The sequence below is a fragment of the Chryseobacterium sp. AG844 genome (genome assembly GCF_003182335.1).
GTDB lineage: Bacteria > Bacteroidota > Bacteroidia > Flavobacteriales > Weeksellaceae > Chryseobacterium > Chryseobacterium cupriresistens.
Genome location: NZ_QGTV01000002.1, coordinates 248887 through 266242, shown reverse-complemented (window position 1 = coordinate 266242; position 17356 = coordinate 248887). Strand labels below are relative to the sequence as shown.

Below are 17356 nucleotides of genomic sequence, written 5' to 3'. Positions count from 1 at the left end.
TCTCTTAGGCGGCTACAATCTATTTGTTTTCTTCAACAAATTTTTTAAAGTCTTGCAGAAACTTGATAAACTCATCGTGTTCTAAATCCAAATCCTGCTTTTTAGATTTTTCACCTGCCCTTTGTTTCATGAGGTCTACAAAGAAAACCCCATATTTATTGCTTCGGAAGAAAACATCCTCGTTTTGCCAGTCAAAGGATTCATCAGAATCTTTGTTTTTGCTTTGTTCCACACCGTCAATTAAACTTTGAATTTTTTGTGGTGTCCAATTCCAACTACCAAAGTGGTTTATAGTACTTTCTTCACTCTGAATAGAGTGTAAGATTGTGTCTCCCCACATATCTTTTTTAAATGTATATTTCATTTTATATAATATTTTTATTTTACAGCAGCGGATATGCATTCATAATATTTCCTGCATCATCAACCTCAATTAATATGTCAAATCTACCTGAAGAGTCTTTGAACTTATATTGTTTAAATTTTTTGCCCAATGAGGCTGGATTTACTCCTTGTCCTTTAACTACAGTATTTTCATATACATATGCTATTTCCTCTTGTATTCTTTTAAGATCCCAATTTTTAGGAAACATTGATGATTCAGCATTTTTCACCAAATAACCATCTTTGTATTTAATACTTATTTTAGCTTTAAAGGGAATATCATCTGCCAAATGAGCCATAGAATAAACTCCTTCAGGATCTAATATTTTCTCAACATCTATTGCTCCGTTGAAAATTCCCGACCCTCTGTGTCCTCCTTGGGAAACTAAAACTTCATCTGTGTATTTGAAACCAGAAGGCAGGTTTTTTATAAAAAGTTCCGTATTAAACTCTCCTTCAAGATGATTGAAGAAGCCTTTGTCAAATTTACTGAGCCATCTTCCAAAAGCCAATTTACGCAAACCTTCCACATCATCTGTTAATTCATAGAATTTTTTCTTCAAATAATGAGCTAAATTCCCACTTTTTATGGCTTCTACTAACTCTAAAAATTCCTTTTTTAACCATTTCCACAGATCTGCCAATGAATTACCAATTTTCTTACCTATGTTTTTAGAAAAATTTATCGCTTTTCCTAATTTTGCTGATTTTTGAGATACTCTACCAATTTTACCTGCTGCCTGTGCTATCTTCTCAGAGATTTTTCCAGCAAGAGATGCGCCTCCTGTAAAATAGGTGATGATAGCATCCAAAATAAGCTCAAAAGCAATAGCACCTACAAAGTATGCCCAAAAGTAGTCATTAAGTTCTGAAAATTTCTTTTTTAGCATGTCAGTGAATTGTGAAATTTCTTTCCAAATTTTACCATTGCTAAAAATATTTTTAATTCCACTAAGAAACTCTTTTGAGTTTTCAGCAAATAAATCTGCGAAATCTTCAATAAACTCTAACTTTTCTTGATGTTTTGTAAGCTCTACAGGGCTTAATTTCTCCATATTTAAAAATGGAAGATTGTCAGTAATCATAGCTAATAACATAATTACTGTTTGAGCCAATGAGATAAGACCGTTAAGTAATCCACATAAAAAAGCATTAATTTTTGCTACTTCCTGATTGATTTTTTCTCCTATAAACGCTCCAATCCCAGAAATGACATCTAAGACATCCTTAAAGAATGATTTGAGTTTATTATATATATTTTTAATGCTTTCAGGGATATTATCTTCTATGAAATTCTTTAAATAGAAGACTACAGCAAAGAAAATATCGTCCGCTATTGTTGGGGTTGCTTTAACAACAGTTGAAACTATTGCCAGGGAAATTTCATCAAAATAATCTACAAAGTCTTTGAGCTTGTTAAATCCGTCACTTGCTATTTCAGAAGCATTCTGCATAGTTTTGTATTCTCTGGCAGAAATAGGAACAGGAATGATGGGCTTATATTTTGCTTCTTGTTTTTGAAATCCGCTTGTACCTACTTTATTTTGATAAGTACTATACATCGGTAATACAAAATACTTCTCGTAATCATAATTTTCTTCCGTGAATTTCCAAGTTTCAACAGTTTCAATACCTCCTCTAAGCCAATCAGCCAATTGATTATTTAAAGAAAATACCTTTTTAAAGGCTTCGTTCAATTGGGTTTGTTCTGCAATTTCTAAATAGATTGCACCTTTCAAAAGAGTTTCGTTTATCTTTTTATCATCAGCAAGCTCTCTAACAAGATTGTCAAACCCACTTACAGTTATTGATTCTGTTGGAGTTACATATGTGGTATTTTGATTATTACTATAAATTCTGTTAAAGAAGTTTTTGGCATCTTTTCCCATTTTTACCCGACAGGCTGTGCCAAAAAAGTTACTTTTTTTAGGGTCATCTTCTTCATAGAAAACTTTAAATTGTTTCTCTTCTACACCCTCTTTTTCGTACCTATCAAACACTTCAACACCACTCTTACATAGTATGAAAGTATATTTTATGCGATCTGTTACTTTAGTTTCGGGGATTTTATCGAAATCTTCGGGAGGAACAACAAATGTTTCAAAAAACACACTGTTTTTTCCATAAGGGCTGTCAATGTCTCTGCTCAAGACGTAATTTAATCTTTGTATCATATCATTTGAATTTACTATGAGCCAAATGTAGATTCGGGTAACGACAGAACCTGACGTATTATATTTATTTTACTTGAGACTTCACCTCATAATATTGCTATTAGCAATATTTGTATTAAGAATTATTTGAAAAAAGCAATCCCTATATGTTATATGTCACAAAAGCATTATATTTGCAAAAAATTTATCCATAGTTGGTTCTACCAATAGGGTAACACTGATGAAAAATATTATTGATAAATCATTGTTTGTAGTTTTCTGCAGACCATCAAATTTTATATCATGCCGGATTTAAAAATACAAGAAGCGAAATTGCTTTTTAAGAAAATCCACTCTAACCCAAAAAGTTACGATTTACAAATCAATGAAGGCGGGATTACAGGCAGAGATGATAAAATCAGTTTCAGGCTTTACAGGACTGGAGAAAGGGTTGCTTTTGAAGTAACAATTGATGAACTTACTTTCACCAATACCACTGGAGAATGGAATAATGCACTGATCATGCTGGGAAATACGATCAAAAAATTAGAGAAAGAACAAGAAAATTTAAAAATAGAACAGGCAATAAATAAACTCAGAAAGTATCTATCAGAAGAAAATTAAAATTTTTAAAAATAAATTTGGTAGTTTAAAAAAAAGTTTATAGTTTTGCACTCACATTTAAACGATATGGCAAATCATAAATCAGCACTAAAGAGAATCAGACAAAACGAAACTAGAAGACTTCGTAACAGATATTACCACAAGACTGCTAGAACAGCTTTAAAAGCTTTAAGAAATGAAGAGAACAAAGCTGCTGCTACAGAACAATTGCCAAAAGTTATCGCTTTATTGGATAAATTAGCTAAGAAAAATATTATCCACAAGAACAAAGCAGCTAACTTGAAAAGCAAATTAACAAAGCACGTTAATAAATTAGCGTAACAATATAGCTGGCCCGTTCGTCTATCGGTTAGGACCTCAGATTTTCATTCTGGTAAGAGGGGTTCGATTCCCCTACGGGCTACTTACATCTTATAAGACCACTGTAACAACGGTGGTTTTATAAAGATTACTGTAGAAAAAGCTATATTAAAATAAATCTAACCGGCCCGTTCGTCTATCGGTTAGGACCTCAGATTTTCATTCTGGTAAGAGGGGTTCGATTCCCCTACGGGCTACAATAAGAGTTGACACTTATAAAAACAAAAGCTAACACATTACTTCGGTAATGAAAGATAGAGGGCCCGTTCGTCTATCGGTTAGGACCTCAGATTTTCATTCTGGTAAGAGGGGTTCGATTCCCCTACGGGCTACAAAAGGACTTTTTCGAAAGTCCTTTTTTTATTTCTATATACAGGATTCCGGCAATTTCTTTTCAACAAGATTAACAGATTTAAGCTTTCAACCGCACCTGGCTTTATCTAACTGAAACAATAATACATCAAACAAAAACATCTCACTGGTAAGATTTGTACATTATTTTCATTCCCAATGATGGAGTCATATTAAATTTCATCAAAAATATCACCATTTATGGAAATATTTTTTTTTACTTCTTCCATTAATCCTTACATTTGAATAAAACTATTCATTTTTAAAAAATATAACATGAAATTCAATTTATTTTCGGGAAGCCGATCCTCTTTAAAGGCCGGATTGATGGCTTTATTTTTATTTTCTACCAGCACAATGTCCTTGGCACAAAACAGAATTTATGCACACGCACAAAGCTCCGGAGTATTCGGAGTAGCCTGCCTGGGATGTCATATTGATAATCCCCTTAACGCTGTAGGAGATAATGAGGATGACTATTCAACAATGGTATTGGGAACAGTCCTGTTGGGAGGAATTCAGCAAACCCTAATTTTCCCTGACCTAAGATCTGACACAAGGCTGGTAGTAGGAATCGGAACAGACAACATACCATTATCTGTACAGTTGTTAAGCGGAGTAACGCTTGAAACAATGAATGGCGGTACATCCAATGATGACCGGAGAACAATTGATGTAAGCCTTCTTAAACTGGGCGCAACCCCAAACAGAGGTACAATAGAATTCAAACCTACAAAGCCTTATGATGGGATAAGAATCGGATTAACAGGCGGTGTTCTAAGCCTTGGCGGTGGTTTCAGAGTTTATTATGCTTACCAGGATCCCTTAATGAATATTATGGTTCACAGTCAGAACGGACAGGTTACTCTTGGTGGAAATGTGCCTGTAGAAGGTTCCGAAATTACTCTGTTCAATACTTCAGGAAAAGAAGTATTCCGTTCTACAATAAGATCAAATACATTTGAGCCGAAACAGCCGGAAGGTGTTTATATCATGAATGTACAAACGAAAGAAGGTAAAACCTATTCCAAAAAAATTCTAATCAAATAATTTAATGAATGATAGATTAAATGCGGTAGATTTTTTCAAGCCTGCCGTATTTTTCACATTCATTTTCAGTCAAGTACAAACAACAACTTCATTAAATAATAATAAATAACCAATTATAAATATCAATAAATTATTAACAAATCACATAATTATGAAATAAAATATGCAACATAATTATTTTATTTATAAATTTACAAAAAAACTAAAATCCAAAATTTTCTACATATGAAAACTTATTTATTATTGAGCCAACGCACGATGAAAGCTGCAGTTTTGGCATCATTCCTATTTTTAACCAGCACAATGTCTTTTGCTCAGATCGTAAAAACCTACGCAAGCAGCCAGACCAATCAGGTGCTAGGAGTATGCCTGGGTTGTGGTGTATTGAATCCTCAGAATGCTGTAGGGAGCAACGAGAATGACTATTCTACTCTACAGGTTTCTGTGGGGCTTCTTGCAAGAACAGAACAGACATTGATTTTCCCAACTACCAATATTGCGAACAATACCAATAAACTTGTTCTTGCGATAGGTTCAAACGGAACTCCTCTATCTGCACAGCTATTGGGCGGGGTATCTATTGAAACATTTAATGGAGATGTTTCCAATAACGATTACACAAGTCTTGCCACAAAACTGATCACTCTTGGAAGCGGAGATCCAAGCAAAGGGGAAATAGAGATGACGATGAACATCCCTTTTGACCGCATTAAAATAAATGTGAATTCCGGATTATTGAATATCGGTGGAGAGCTTAGAGTATACTATGCTTACCAGTACAAAGATCCTTTCATCAATTTCATGGCTCACAGCCAGGACGGGCAGTTCACTCTTGACAAAAATGTTTCTGCAGAAGGTTCCGAAGTTACTTTAACCAATACTTCAGGAAAAGAAGTATTCCGTTCCAAGCTGACATCAAATACTTTTGATACCAAACAGCCACAAGGGGTATATATTATGAAACTTCAGACAAAAGAAGGAAAAACATACTCTAAAAAAGTGATTATCAAATAAAGAAGATATACAACAGAATGAACCCGGCAAGCTTTTAAAGCTTGCCGGGTTTTTAATATCATCTCCTATTGATTGATCAATAAAAACCCCTGACCAAAATTGATCAGGGGTTAAAATAACAAGATTACTATCTGCAATAGTATTAGTTTTTGATTAATTTCTGCTGATATACCGCTTTATCGGTTATAGCTTTTACAATATAAATACCCTTTGGAAGTGCACTTACATTAATCTGACCATTGTTCAGCTGCACATTGATTATTCTGCCCGAAGCATCGTAAAGAGAAACATTCTGAATTTTCTCCTGAGTTTTAATCGTAAGAATATCAGTTACCGGATTCGGATAAATGCTGAATTCCAGTTTCTTCACCTCAGCAGTTGCTAAAGTGGAAGCCGTACTGTTTACTGTAAGTGTTTTTTCAACTAATTTACCGTTTGAGTTAAAGCTGATCACAATATCAGACGTGCCTGAAAAAAGTGGTGTCAGAACCAGCTCATCATTATTGTTAATCACTGCAGAAACCGTGGCAGGGTTGCTGTTTGATTTGATAGATTTCACAACAGATACCGTCATATTGTCTGCATCAGAAACTATTGATTTCAGATCAATTGCCGTTGTATTTCCTGCAGTAACCTGTGAAGGGAAAACATTACTTACAACAGGAACTGAGTTATTGGTAAATACCGTTAACGCAGGGAACCAATAGTAGTCGTTCAGAGTTTTTGTATTGATAAGGGCTCCGGTCATATCATAGGTATGAATCCAGTTTTTCTGGTAGTGTGCTCCATATCCGCTTTCTGTGGTATTCAGAACCAACTCTCCGGTAACAGGGTTTACACGAAGAGCCGCTCCGTACGGAATTTGTTTAAACTGACCTGTTTGTCCTGGAATTGCAGCAAAGTTTTCGTTAAATGTTTTCGTTGTAACATCAAATCTCACAATCTGTGTTCCTGAGCTCCAGCTGCTTATTGAATTGATCCAGTATAAAGCATTTTCTTTGTTACTTGCTGTGAATCTTCCGGCATTCCATGCTCCCCAGTCTCCGATATACTTTGTAGTTGGGATATTGTAGATCTGTGTTGCAAAAGTGGTAGGATTAATGCTGATCAGCTTCTGATCCTGAATTCCCCATACACTTCCGTCTTTAGCCTGAACCACCGAGTAGAACCCTCCTGCAATAGTACTCACTATCGTATCGGTATTAGGATTAATCACTAAAATTCCTACTCCCTGTTTTACGGCAAAAACATATTGAGAAGTACGGATCATATTTCCGATCTGCCCGTTTCCACCTGTTCCGGTAATTAAATTACCAACCTGTAAATTATCAATATTAAAAAGAACGATACCGGTGGAAGTACCGATATATCCTTTATGTTCGTTTACTCCCACAAATGACCTACCATCACCGCCTCCGATGTTATTAAAACCAGCAATTTTCTGCATGGTCTGCGCATTGGCTACAACCAGTCTTCCTCCGGGAGTATATTGAGTATCTCCTCCATCAGCAGCTTGTTTTGAAACAAAATAGAATTTATCTCCGTAGATGGCTCCGTATTGTGTAGTTGCCCCAAAAGCCTGGTTATTGTTTGCATTACTGTAGACACGGTAATTAATCTGGCCGTTATTATCAATGAAGTTTACAGAACCGTTGGTATGACCAAACCATTCTTCGTTCACCATAAAATATCCGTTGGTATAGTTTGTAGAAGCTACATAGGGAGAAACCGGAGTCATGGTAGAAGAAACAGGTGTTTCATTAAATCCTACATTGAAATTCCATAGATCCCAGGAACCATTTTGCAATGTCCGTGAGGAAGCTCCAACACTGGAATATCCGAAATCTGCATCCGCCGGATTCTTTACCCAGTACGCCCAATATCCGTTCACGGTCCAACCTGACTGCCAATGATCGTTCGCAGCATCTACAATGGTGTAGCTGTCGAAATCATAAGCTGTCGTATTGACAAAACCATTGACCGGATATAACGGATAAGTGGAATTTCCGCTTTTGATCAAGGCATTGGTCCCCTGGCCGTTCAGATCAAATCCAATCCCTCCGACTGCTGATCCAAATTGTGTTCCCTGATAAAGCAACGTATATAATCTGTGGTCTGCTTTAGCAATAGCTTTCAGCATGTCTTCTCCGGTAGCACTTCCGTTCCATTTGAATCCCCAAACCATCGCATCAGGATTTTTACCGTCGTTCCACTGTACTACAAAAGCAGCCTGATTGGTTCCCGACCCTACCCAATACTGAATATCAGAAAAACTGATGGCAGTGGTATTAAGATTACTGATCCCTGAAATATCATTTCTGGGCACACCCTGTACTTTTATCTGTGCATTGGATACGCATGCAAACAGAAAAAGCATCATAAAAAGATAAAACTTTTTCATTTTTTATTAATTTAAATAGATTGTATTATTGACTTATTATTTGAAGTGCAGATCGTAAGCTCCTGCTACTTCTGTAGAAACTTCACCAAGCCAGCCGGCTTCCTGATTGACTCCTGTATATATTTTCATAAAGTCTACGCCCGGAAGTTTTACATATTTTCCACTTCTGTCTACCGCCCATGAAATATCAATATTGGAAGCTTCATCATTATTCGGAGCATTATCTGCATATCCGAACTCATATGATTTTCCTACCCAATACGATCCGTCACCGTTCTGATCATAAAAATTATTGGCGAGTCTTGTTCCCGAAAATCCGTAAGAACTCTCAGTATACCATAAGGGATAATAGCTTTGTACGTGAAATGTATTTTTTGTTTTAAAGCCCTGATTCCCCAGATTGTCACTCCATTTTATATATTCCACATCGGTCTGCCAGAATTCAGTTCCGGCTACAGGTGTTTTATTTTCGTCAGGCTTAAAATAAGTTATGCTGTAATCTTTTACGGTAGCATTTTTAAAATATTCACTACCTGCAATTTCGTACCATTCATCATTATCCGGCTTTCCGTTTTTATTTCTGTCGTAGGCCACCATAATAATTCCCGGTTCACAGGATCCTGAACGTTGATCCGCGGCATCATTTCCAAAGAATGCATTTCCGAGTATTTTAAAATCACGTCCATTCAGATTGGGAATCGTATGATCAAAACCAAACACTACATATCCCCCATATCCTCCCAGACTGATCATGGTTGAATTACCTCCCACCAAAGATTCATTGGCTTTCTGAAGCATATTCGCGGCAGTATTCCCCGGTAAATATTCCGGAATTTCATTCATAAACTGTCCTACGGCAGGGCGGAACTCCAGTACTTTGGAAATGTATCTGCTATAAGGTGTTTTTTCTTTGGTTACAATTATTTTAGAATGAAAAACCTGCTCGTTTCCTTTATTCCTGATCTTTAAAGTCAGAGGATAAGCATCTGCATTTACACTGATAAATTCAAGTTCTGAGTTTTGGGAAATAATAGAATCGTTGATACTCCAAGTAACCGATCCTGATGCATTGGTAGGAATACTCAAAACCTTTAAACGCTCAATGGTATAGGAATCATCAAGGCCGTTAAAGGTAAATTCGTCTTCATCATCATGTTTACAGGCAATCGCTCCTAAAAGGAAAAAGGAAAAAAGCCCGGTTTTTAAATAAGTAAAGGTATTTCTGTTCATGTCTTAAGATTGGTTATTTGTATAAAAAAGCGAAGTGGGCAGGGATATTTCCGCCTTCCGTTTTCCATTTAAAGTGTCCGTTTTTATCGAAGCAATACACAAATCCCATGGATACATAATTTCTGGCATCTGTCATGTAGATATCTTCTGTGATGGGATTTACGGCAATGCCGTAAGGGGTTTTAATGGCATCTTCATATTCTTTGTCAAAAATTCTGTTGGCGATGATCTGTTCTGTTTTTACATCAATGATTCCAAATGTCTTTTTATAGCTGTGGGTATTGTAGTTGAATTCATTTCCATAGAAATAGAGTTTATCATTCACGATTGTCATTTCACTCACGGAGAGATGGAAATCTTTCTTGACCGTTCCTGTAGCTGCATCTATGAGATAAAGACTGGAAGGAACATTATAATAATCTCCTCTTGAGGTTACATAGAGATCACCGTAATTATCTTTTTTAATGTGATGAAGATTGATGGCAACATTTATTTTTTTGAGTTCTGTAAAAGTGTTCAGATCGATGACGGAAACTGTATTGTCGTAATCGGGAGCCTTATATCCTCCGGAATTAACAACAAATAAGGTATTTCCCACAATTTCCATTTCTTCGGGCTGATATCCTACCACTACCTCACGCTGGATGGAAAAAGAAGTCGTATCAATTTCTACTACTTTCCCTTTTGGTGCTTTCGGATTAATCGCTACAGGTCCGGCGTAGCTGCTGGCATAAGCTTTTCCGTTTTTGAAAGCAAGGTACCGGCAGTTTTGTAATGGAATAGAAGTAATACGTTTGGCCGTTTTGGCATCAAGAACTTCAATTTTATTGGAAACATTGACTACGATATAAAGTTTGCTTCCGTACACTTTGATATCATTTCCTACATCTCCCAACTCTTTTACCACATTGGGATTGATTTCTGCATAAATATTTCTAAAATAAGTTCCCTTGGTGTAATCAAAAAAATCAAGGGTACATTTATTACTCCCCATATTCCCTTCATTGAGCATGTAGAAGCCTTTTATTGCTGTATTTTCTGAAGGAAGCCCTTCTACCACTTCCTGGCGGACAATAATTTCATCTGTACGGCATGAAGTAATAAAAGCTAATACAAGAAATAAAAAATAAAAGTTTAATTTTCTCATAGGGTGAAGTTTAGAATAAGTTTAAAGTTTCTTCCAGGCATCGGATAATTGAGGACAACATCATAGTATTGATTGAAAATATTATTCATCTCAAGGCTTATTTTAAACTGATGATTCGCCCAGTTGAATTTTTTCTGAACAGAGAGATCATGAGTATACCAGGGCTGCACATAATTGTACTGGATATTGTCCTGATTCACATCGTATCTTTCTCCTACATACATCGCACTGTAATTAAAACTCCAGTCTTTATAATCCGCCATCAGACTGAAAGATCCACTATGCCATGGGGTATAAGGAATCTGATTGCGGTAGAAAGTATCTTCGGGATCACTGATATCTTTTGCACTTTGGTATGTATAAGAAAGCAAAGGTCGGAGGGTTACTTTTCCAAGCTGCATTTCAGTCTGCACATTCACATCTGCACCAATGATTTCAACCAATCCAAGGTTCATCATCAGCCAGCGGAACATGCTTCCGTTCGGAGCTGCCACAATTTTATCCTGTACTTTGTTGTAGTAACCATCTACTTTAGCGTAAAAGGTCTTAAAGAGACGGTTGGTATAATTCTTCTGATAGGTAAATCCTACATCATATTGATTGGTGAATTCAGGTTTCAGGTAAGTATTTCCGATATTCGTATAATACAGATCATTAAAGGTTGGAAGTCTGAAAATTCTTTTATAGAAAGCCCTTAGAGTAAGCTCCGGAATTTTTTCAGGCTGATAGCTCATAAAAACAGCAGGCGTCCACTCTCTGGCATCTCCCGGTCTTTTGTTTTTTCTTACTTCTTCAAAAGTAAAAGTTCCTAAAAGGCTTCCCAAAATTTTGAACCTGTTCCACTGATAGGTCGTTGCCAATGCTACCAAGGTAGTGTAACGGGTAGGATAAGAAAAGTTATCCAGATTCGCGTCCAGATTATTGTACTGAAAATCTCCACTCAGGCTGACATCCCAATTGGGAGTGATTGAGTAAATATTGGAAGAGGAAAGATAAAGTTCCCTTTGGATATAGGTGTTATCGGTATAAATAATAGACTGCGAACGAACTGTGTCCATGAAATGGGTATAATCGTAGGCAAATTTTGCCTTAAGCTGTGTTTCAAATTTCGGGAACAGTTTTTTTCTCAGATTAGCCTGTACAAAATAGTTCTCATCGGAAAGTCTCGCTCCTCTTCCGCCAAAGCGACCATTCACAATGGGAGTCGGCATTCCGCGGTTTGAAATATAACCATACCCTCTGATATTCCAGCTTCCGTTATTTAAAGTTCCGTTGAGAGAAGTTTCAAACCGTTTTGCTTTAATATCTGAGTCCTGTCTTTTAGCGATGGTATCGTACGCCTGCTGCCCATCAGGATATTTCTTCGCGTACCGGAACCTGTAAATTCCGTCACTCTGCATAAATTCTCCGCTGAAGCTGGCAGAAACCTTGTCTGAAATTTTCTGTTCCAACCGGAATGAAGGATTAAAGAGATCAATAGATGCACTTTTTGCTCTTATCACCAAATTGGTTTTTCTTGGTCCTTTAAATATGGGTGTTTTAGGCTGTAAATAGATAGACCCCGAAGAGCCAAAGTCCTTTGCTGGCTGAAAAATTTCACTTTTCTGTCCGTTATACAACGATATTTCTTCCAGATCATCCAAAGAGTACCTTCCCAGATCTACCAGTCCGTTTTGGGCATTCCCCAGTTGAATTCCATCATAAAAAACCCCTACATGCTGGCTTCCCATACTTCGGATATTAATGGTTTTCAAACCACCCAATCCGCCGTAGTCTTTAATCTGGACTCCCGAAAAATACCGCAGCGCATCTGCTACAGAATGACTGTTTAGTCTTTCCAGCTGTTCTCCCTGCAGGGTTTGTGCAGGAATAATTTCTTTAAAATTCTTTTTGTAAAGGTTGATTCCTTTAATCGTCTCTTCCTGAAGGGTGTCCTTCTTCTTGGTTTGAGAAGACAAAAGTTGAGATGTTAACACTAATATTGTGAAAACAGCTTTATGAATTGCAGAAGTAGTTAGTTTTGCCGCCATTAGCTCATTTAGGGTAATGAAGACGCTAATGGGTATAAGAATACAACGACAAAGCACAGCTGTCACTGCACAGAATCATTGATGTCCTAAGCTTTATTCCACGAAAGCGTCAAACGATTATTGTCTGGCAGGTCTTCTGACTTACTCCATTTTTGAAATCCTTCCCATTAAAAAAACAGTGGATATATTCTTCAAAAACTTTGGTGCGGAGCTTACAGCAGCGGGTCTGTTCCGGATTTTCACCGGATTCCCTTTTAAGAGCTTTTTACGGCTCACCAAATTCCGGCAAAGATAAATAATTATTCCTAATCCCCAACTAAAATCATGATTTATAAACAATTAAAGCTCCCGAAGGAGCTTTAACATGATTTCAACAAGCGTTTCTTTTTAAATTCCAATATTCAGAAAAATACTGAATCTTGATTTGGCTTCAATATCTCCTCCCGCCAGGCGCGTGTACATGGGAAGCATGACTTCACTTCCCAGGCTCAGCTTTTTATAAGAGGCTTCAAAACCTAATTTTCCATACAAAGCACTTCCTGCAGTGTTCGGCAATGCTTCATCAAACTGTTTATTCTGAGCATAAACTTCTCCCTGAACTCCAGTTTTTACAGAGAATATAGATTTTTCATTTCCTGCAACCTGATAAAAACCTGTTGCTGCATAGTTCCATTGGTTTCCAAAATGGTAATTTTTCCTGTTCTCTGTTTTAATGGTATAATCTGTATTCACCAGTACGGCTACTTTATTTTTCTGAAACTTATAATTCAAAGCGGCCTGATAATCCCAGCTGCCAGTTCCCAGCTGAAAGCTTGGGTTGACACCGGATGCTCCTTTTTCATCAAACTTGCCAAGTGGAATTTTCACGCCCAACCCTCCGCTCAGATGATGGAAATTATCTTTAGAGCTCATCAGCTGGTAAATTCCCATCAGATTTAAATCTCCTATTCCATTGATTCTGATATCTCCCTGCATGGTTTTCTTTTCATGAAAATGGAATGGCAGACTCGCATAAACACTCAGTTTTTTAGTCAGAGGAATTTTCCCCCAAAGTTGCAGCGTATTGAAATACTGATCCTGGGTAAGATCTTTTACAAATAAGTTCTCTTTCGCTTTATAATGCTGAGCAAAGTATTTGATTCCGATAAACTGCGGATTCAGTAAAGATTCAAAGCCGGAAGATCCGTTTCCTGCTGCACAGCCGCAAGCATCACAGTCATCATCAAAATCGAATCTGTTAAGCGTTTCGGGAGCAATATAAGCACTGTCTCTGATGGTTTTTGCCTGATACTGACTAAACACGATCAAACTTACTATCAATATAATCTTCTTCATGTTTTTTATAAATTATTCTGCAAATTTTGGATTGGATATAAAACTTTTATCCGATAATGTTTTCAGGAACGCAATGATCGATTGTTTTTCCTGGCTGTTCATAGCAATTCCTATGTGACCATTCTGTTTAAGCTGAGGATCAAGATTGGCATTATCTTCCACCTGATCCGAATAGAAATTAAGTACCGCTTCTAAGGTGTAAAATCTTCCGTCATGCATATAAGGTGCGGTATATTCCACATTTCTTAAACTGGGAACACGGAATTTCATCCAGTCGACCTGGTTAAGAGTAACTCTGTATCGTCCCGCATCTTTGAACTCCGTATTGTAATAGAGTCCTGTATTTCTGAAACTCTCATCGGTAAACAGTTCTCCGCTATGACAGGAAGCACATTTCTGCCCGAATAAGGCCATCCCTTGAGCTTCTGTTGAAGTCAACTGTTCTTTTCCCAGTCTGAATCTGTCATATTTTGAATCTGCAGAAATTAAAGAAGCCATAAACTGCGACAATGCTTTCAGAATTCTCTCTCCTGTAATGGTTTCGTCTCCATAAGCTTCTCTGAACAGTTTTTTATATTTCTGATCATCTTTTATTTTCGAAATAGCTTCCGGTATGGAACTGTCCATTTCATTTACGTCAGTAATCGGGCTGATGGGCTGCTCATTCAGATTGTGAATCACTCCGTCCCACATATATCTTTTCAAAAAAGCCATATTCTGGATGGGCGGTGCATTCCTGATTCCGATTCTGTCGTCTACCCCATGGCTCACCGTATGACCATGATGGGTAAAAGCATTTTCCTGGATATGACAGAAACCACATGAAATGGTATTATTTCTTGAAAGTCTGCCCTCATAGAATAATTTCCGTCCCAGCTCCACTCCGTTTTTGGTCACCGGATTGATGGATGTATCAAAAGTCATTTTCGGAAAATAAGAAGGAAACTGGAGATTATAGGCTTCATCCTTTTCCAGTGGCTGAATCACCTCATCAGAACATGAAATGAAGCTTAAGACCAATACAAGAAGAACGAGTATCGTTTTAATAAAAAAATTAATCATTGTGAACATGGTCTACTTTAAACATTTTTGTAAGATTGTTGGTAACGTCTACCAAGTGCTGGTTGGACCCCATCAGCATATCATTGGATGTGGTAAGAGTCAGTGCCTTATCTCCGCTCAGAAATTGGTTCAGGTCTGCAAGAATGTGAACAGAAGGACGGATTTGTCCTGTTACTCTGGCCGTTGTTGGAAGATTCAATGTAATTTCACGATAAAGATCAGGTGTATTGTTGGCTGCAGTATTTCCCATATTTCCGGTGTGATTCATAAATTCTTTTGAAGGTGTATCATTTCCATATTTTCCTTCCAGTTTTACAAATACATAACCAGCAGCCCATGACCAGGACATTCCCTTCTGCTTGGCTTTTGTCCAGAATTCAGCTTGTCCGTCCTGTCCCAGCAAATAGGCTTTCTGGCTGACACCCAATCCGAATCTTATTTTTTTGTAATTGTTTTTCGGAACGCCATCCAGATTAAGATAAACAATTCCGGCTACAGCATCTGCCTGATCTACGATAAAAGCTCCTTTGTCAGGATTATTTTCGTTGTATTTAAATTCGTTTCCGTTTTCATCTATCAATGTGATATTACTGATGACGTATTTCAAAGCAGAAAAGTTATGTTTCTGTCCGTTAGCAGAAGTCTGAAACGTCTGATTTAGAACGATATCTCCCACATTGTTAAATCCGTTTTCAAATTTGATCTGAAGTTTTCCAGGCGTAGTATCCTGTGGGTTATCATCATCCCTGCTGCTTTCGCAGGCTGTAAAAGAGAATACAGTAAAGGCAATAAAGAATAGTGATAAAAATTGAGAAATTTTCATTGTTGATTTTTTAAGTTAAATTAATTTGAATGGCTGTAACAGCATTGTTTTTTTACCACAAAAGGCACAAAAGCTCTTACACTTAAGTTTATTAAGTGATACATATTATGTTCAGAGGAGCACTTAAGCTTTTTAAAATCTTTGATTTTTAATTGAGTAAGCTTTTGTGACTTTTTTGGTTGAATAGTGATCGTTTAACTTAAAAAACAGGTGGTTTGAAAATATGGGTAAGAAACAGGAAAGAATAGGCTGTTTCGTAGGTAAAATTGAAATTGAAAAACGAAATTTTTCCAGTAGTGTTGATCTCTGTAGTCTCCGGCAGAATATAGGTATCCAGAACTTTCTGCCCAGAGTTTTTGAGTTTCTGAAAAGGTGAAGATTCTGAATCATTGGCTTTGGCGAGCTCTTTACTCAGGTAACATTTTCCGTTACAGTGAACCTCCGGCCTGGTTTTATTGATACAGAGAACTTTAACAATATAATCATAATTTACAGCATACTCTACCATAGGTACTAAAGGTCTTAGCACCATATAGAAGGTAAAAAGTATGCTGTACAATATTTTCATCAGATTATTTCTTGCTTATCGCTTCGTCATATCTTCTGCTGATTTCTTTCCAGTTGGTAACATTCCAGATGGCGGTAAGATAATCTGCTCTTTTATTCTGATATTTTAAATAATAAGCGTGCTCCCAAACATCAATGCCGAATATTGGAGTTCCCTTTTCTTCTACAACATCCATCAAAGGATTGTCCTGATTAGGAGTAGAGGAAACAAACAGTTTTCCATCTTTCCCTACAGAAAGCCAGGCCCATCCTGAACCAAAACGGTCTGCACCTGCCTTAGACATTTTTTCCTTAAAAGCATCCATACTTCCGAAAGTTTCAGTGATAGCTTTTGCTAATTTTGCTGAAGGCTGTGTATTTTTCTGAGGTGTAAGGACCGTCCAGAACAATTCGTGGTTGTAGTGTCCTCCTGCATTATTTCTTACTGCAGCAGGTAATTTTGAAACATTGGAAAGAATCTGAAACAAAGTTTCTTTTTCCTGTAGAGTTCCGGCAATCGCTTTATTCAAGTTAGCAGCATATGCTGCACCGTGTTTTGAATAATGAATTTCCATCGTTTGGGCATCAATATTTCCTTCCAAAGCATTATAAGCATACGGCAGAGGCGTCTGCTTAAACTGGGCCAGTGCAAACTGAGCTGCGAAAACTGCACTTAAAGCAGCTATTTTCATAATCTTCATAACTTTTTTGTTTATGGTTGAACAATGTTTTCTTGTTAAGCGGGAGGATGGGTGATGGAAGCTGGAAGTAATTAATGTTATAGCCTAACTTTTTCAACTTCTATCTCCTTTTACAGCCATCTCAAAAAACTGCTAGAGCTTCATC

At 37.1% G+C, this 17356-nt stretch carries 15 protein-coding genes, 3 tRNA genes and 1 riboswitch; of the genes, 7 read left to right on the top strand and 11 right to left on the bottom strand.

Going from position 1 to position 17356, the window contains the following annotated elements:
• Positions 1-19: 19 nt before the first annotated feature.
• Together DEU40_RS03235 and DEU40_RS22605 are read right to left on the bottom strand one after the other, a co-directional pair.
• Positions 20-364 (bottom strand): hypothetical protein, encoded by a 345-nt coding sequence (locus DEU40_RS03235; protein ID WP_110008512.1) that lies wholly within the window; start codon positions 362-364, stop codon positions 20-22.
• 19 nt (positions 365-383) lie between these two features.
• Entirely contained in the window at positions 384-2558 is a 2175-nt protein-coding gene (locus DEU40_RS22605) for an EndoU domain-containing protein (protein ID WP_228406435.1), read from the bottom strand.
• 282 nt (positions 2559-2840) lie between these two features.
• On the opposite strand from DEU40_RS22605, the gene DEU40_RS03225 reads away from it, so the two are divergent.
• The 7 genes from DEU40_RS03225 (at position 2841) to DEU40_RS03195 (ending at position 5936) form a co-directional block, all read left to right on the top strand.
• Positions 2841-3161 carry a hypothetical protein gene (locus DEU40_RS03225; RefSeq protein WP_105683297.1) on the top strand — a complete coding sequence of 107 codons (321 nt, stop codon included), beginning with the start codon at positions 2841-2843 and terminating at the stop codon, positions 3159-3161.
• 66 nt (positions 3162-3227) lie between these two features.
• Complete coding sequence (rpsT, locus tag DEU40_RS03220) at positions 3228-3482, top strand: 30S ribosomal protein S20 (RefSeq protein ID WP_002983073.1); 255 nt, start codon at positions 3228-3230, stop codon at positions 3480-3482.
• Between the two features lie 10 nt (positions 3483-3492).
• Positions 3493-3564: transfer RNA gene (locus DEU40_RS03215), tRNA-Glu, on the top strand.
• An 82-nt stretch (positions 3565-3646) separates the two neighbouring features.
• Positions 3647-3718: transfer RNA gene (locus DEU40_RS03210), tRNA-Glu, on the top strand.
• 63 nt (positions 3719-3781) lie between these two features.
• A tRNA-Glu gene (locus DEU40_RS03205) sits at positions 3782-3853 on the top strand.
• Between the two features lie 295 nt (positions 3854-4148).
• Entirely contained in the window at positions 4149-4922 is a 774-nt protein-coding gene (locus DEU40_RS03200) for a T9SS type A sorting domain-containing protein (RefSeq protein ID WP_110008511.1), read from the top strand.
• A 225-nt stretch (positions 4923-5147) separates the two neighbouring features.
• On the top strand, positions 5148-5936 hold the full coding sequence (locus tag DEU40_RS03195; protein WP_110008510.1) for a T9SS type A sorting domain-containing protein: 789 nt from the start codon (positions 5148-5150) through the stop codon (positions 5934-5936).
• Between the two features lie 142 nt (positions 5937-6078).
• Here DEU40_RS03195 and DEU40_RS03190 read toward each other — a convergent pair whose 3' ends face one another.
• The 9 genes from DEU40_RS03190 to DEU40_RS03150 all read right to left on the bottom strand — a co-directional run bounded on the left by DEU40_RS03190 (position 6079) and on the right by DEU40_RS03150 (position 17211).
• Positions 6079-8337: a DUF5074 domain-containing protein gene (locus DEU40_RS03190; RefSeq protein WP_110008509.1), complete on the bottom strand. Its 2259-nt coding sequence runs from the start codon at positions 8335-8337 to the stop codon at positions 6079-6081.
• Between the two features lie 36 nt (positions 8338-8373).
• On the bottom strand, positions 8374-9567 hold the full coding sequence (locus DEU40_RS03185; RefSeq protein WP_110008508.1) for a cell surface protein: 1194 nt from the start codon (positions 9565-9567) through the stop codon (positions 8374-8376).
• A gap of 13 nt (positions 9568-9580) precedes the next feature.
• A complete protein-coding gene (locus tag DEU40_RS03180; RefSeq protein WP_110008507.1) occupies positions 9581-10714 on the bottom strand; it encodes a YncE family protein in 1134 nt (377 codons plus the stop codon).
• Positions 10711-12744, bottom strand: a complete 2034-nt coding sequence (locus DEU40_RS03175; protein WP_110008506.1) for a TonB-dependent receptor plug domain-containing protein — start codon at positions 12742-12744, stop codon at positions 10711-10713. Before DEU40_RS03175 ends, DEU40_RS03180 begins: the two co-directional genes overlap by 4 nt.
• Before the next feature lie 108 nt (positions 12745-12852).
• Positions 12853-13039: riboswitch (cobalamin riboswitch) on the bottom strand.
• 92 nt (positions 13040-13131) lie between these two features.
• Positions 13132-14079 carry a transporter gene (locus DEU40_RS03170; protein ID WP_110008505.1) on the bottom strand — a complete coding sequence of 316 codons (948 nt, stop codon included), beginning with the start codon at positions 14077-14079 and terminating at the stop codon, positions 13132-13134.
• A gap of 12 nt (positions 14080-14091) precedes the next feature.
• Entirely contained in the window at positions 14092-15141 is a 1050-nt protein-coding gene (locus DEU40_RS03165; RefSeq protein ID WP_110008504.1) for a cytochrome-c peroxidase, read from the bottom strand.
• Complete coding sequence (locus tag DEU40_RS03160) at positions 15134-15964, bottom strand: MbnP family protein (protein ID WP_110008503.1); 831 nt, start codon at positions 15962-15964, stop codon at positions 15134-15136. Before DEU40_RS03160 ends, DEU40_RS03165 begins: the two co-directional genes overlap by 8 nt.
• Before the next feature lie 199 nt (positions 15965-16163).
• Positions 16164-16532: a hypothetical protein gene (locus DEU40_RS03155; RefSeq protein ID WP_228406434.1), complete on the bottom strand. Its 369-nt coding sequence runs from the start codon at positions 16530-16532 to the stop codon at positions 16164-16166.
• A 4-nt stretch (positions 16533-16536) separates the two neighbouring features.
• Positions 16537-17211 (bottom strand): superoxide dismutase, encoded by a 675-nt coding sequence (locus DEU40_RS03150; RefSeq protein WP_110008501.1) that lies wholly within the window; start codon positions 17209-17211, stop codon positions 16537-16539.
• Positions 17212-17356 lie beyond the last annotated feature (145 nt).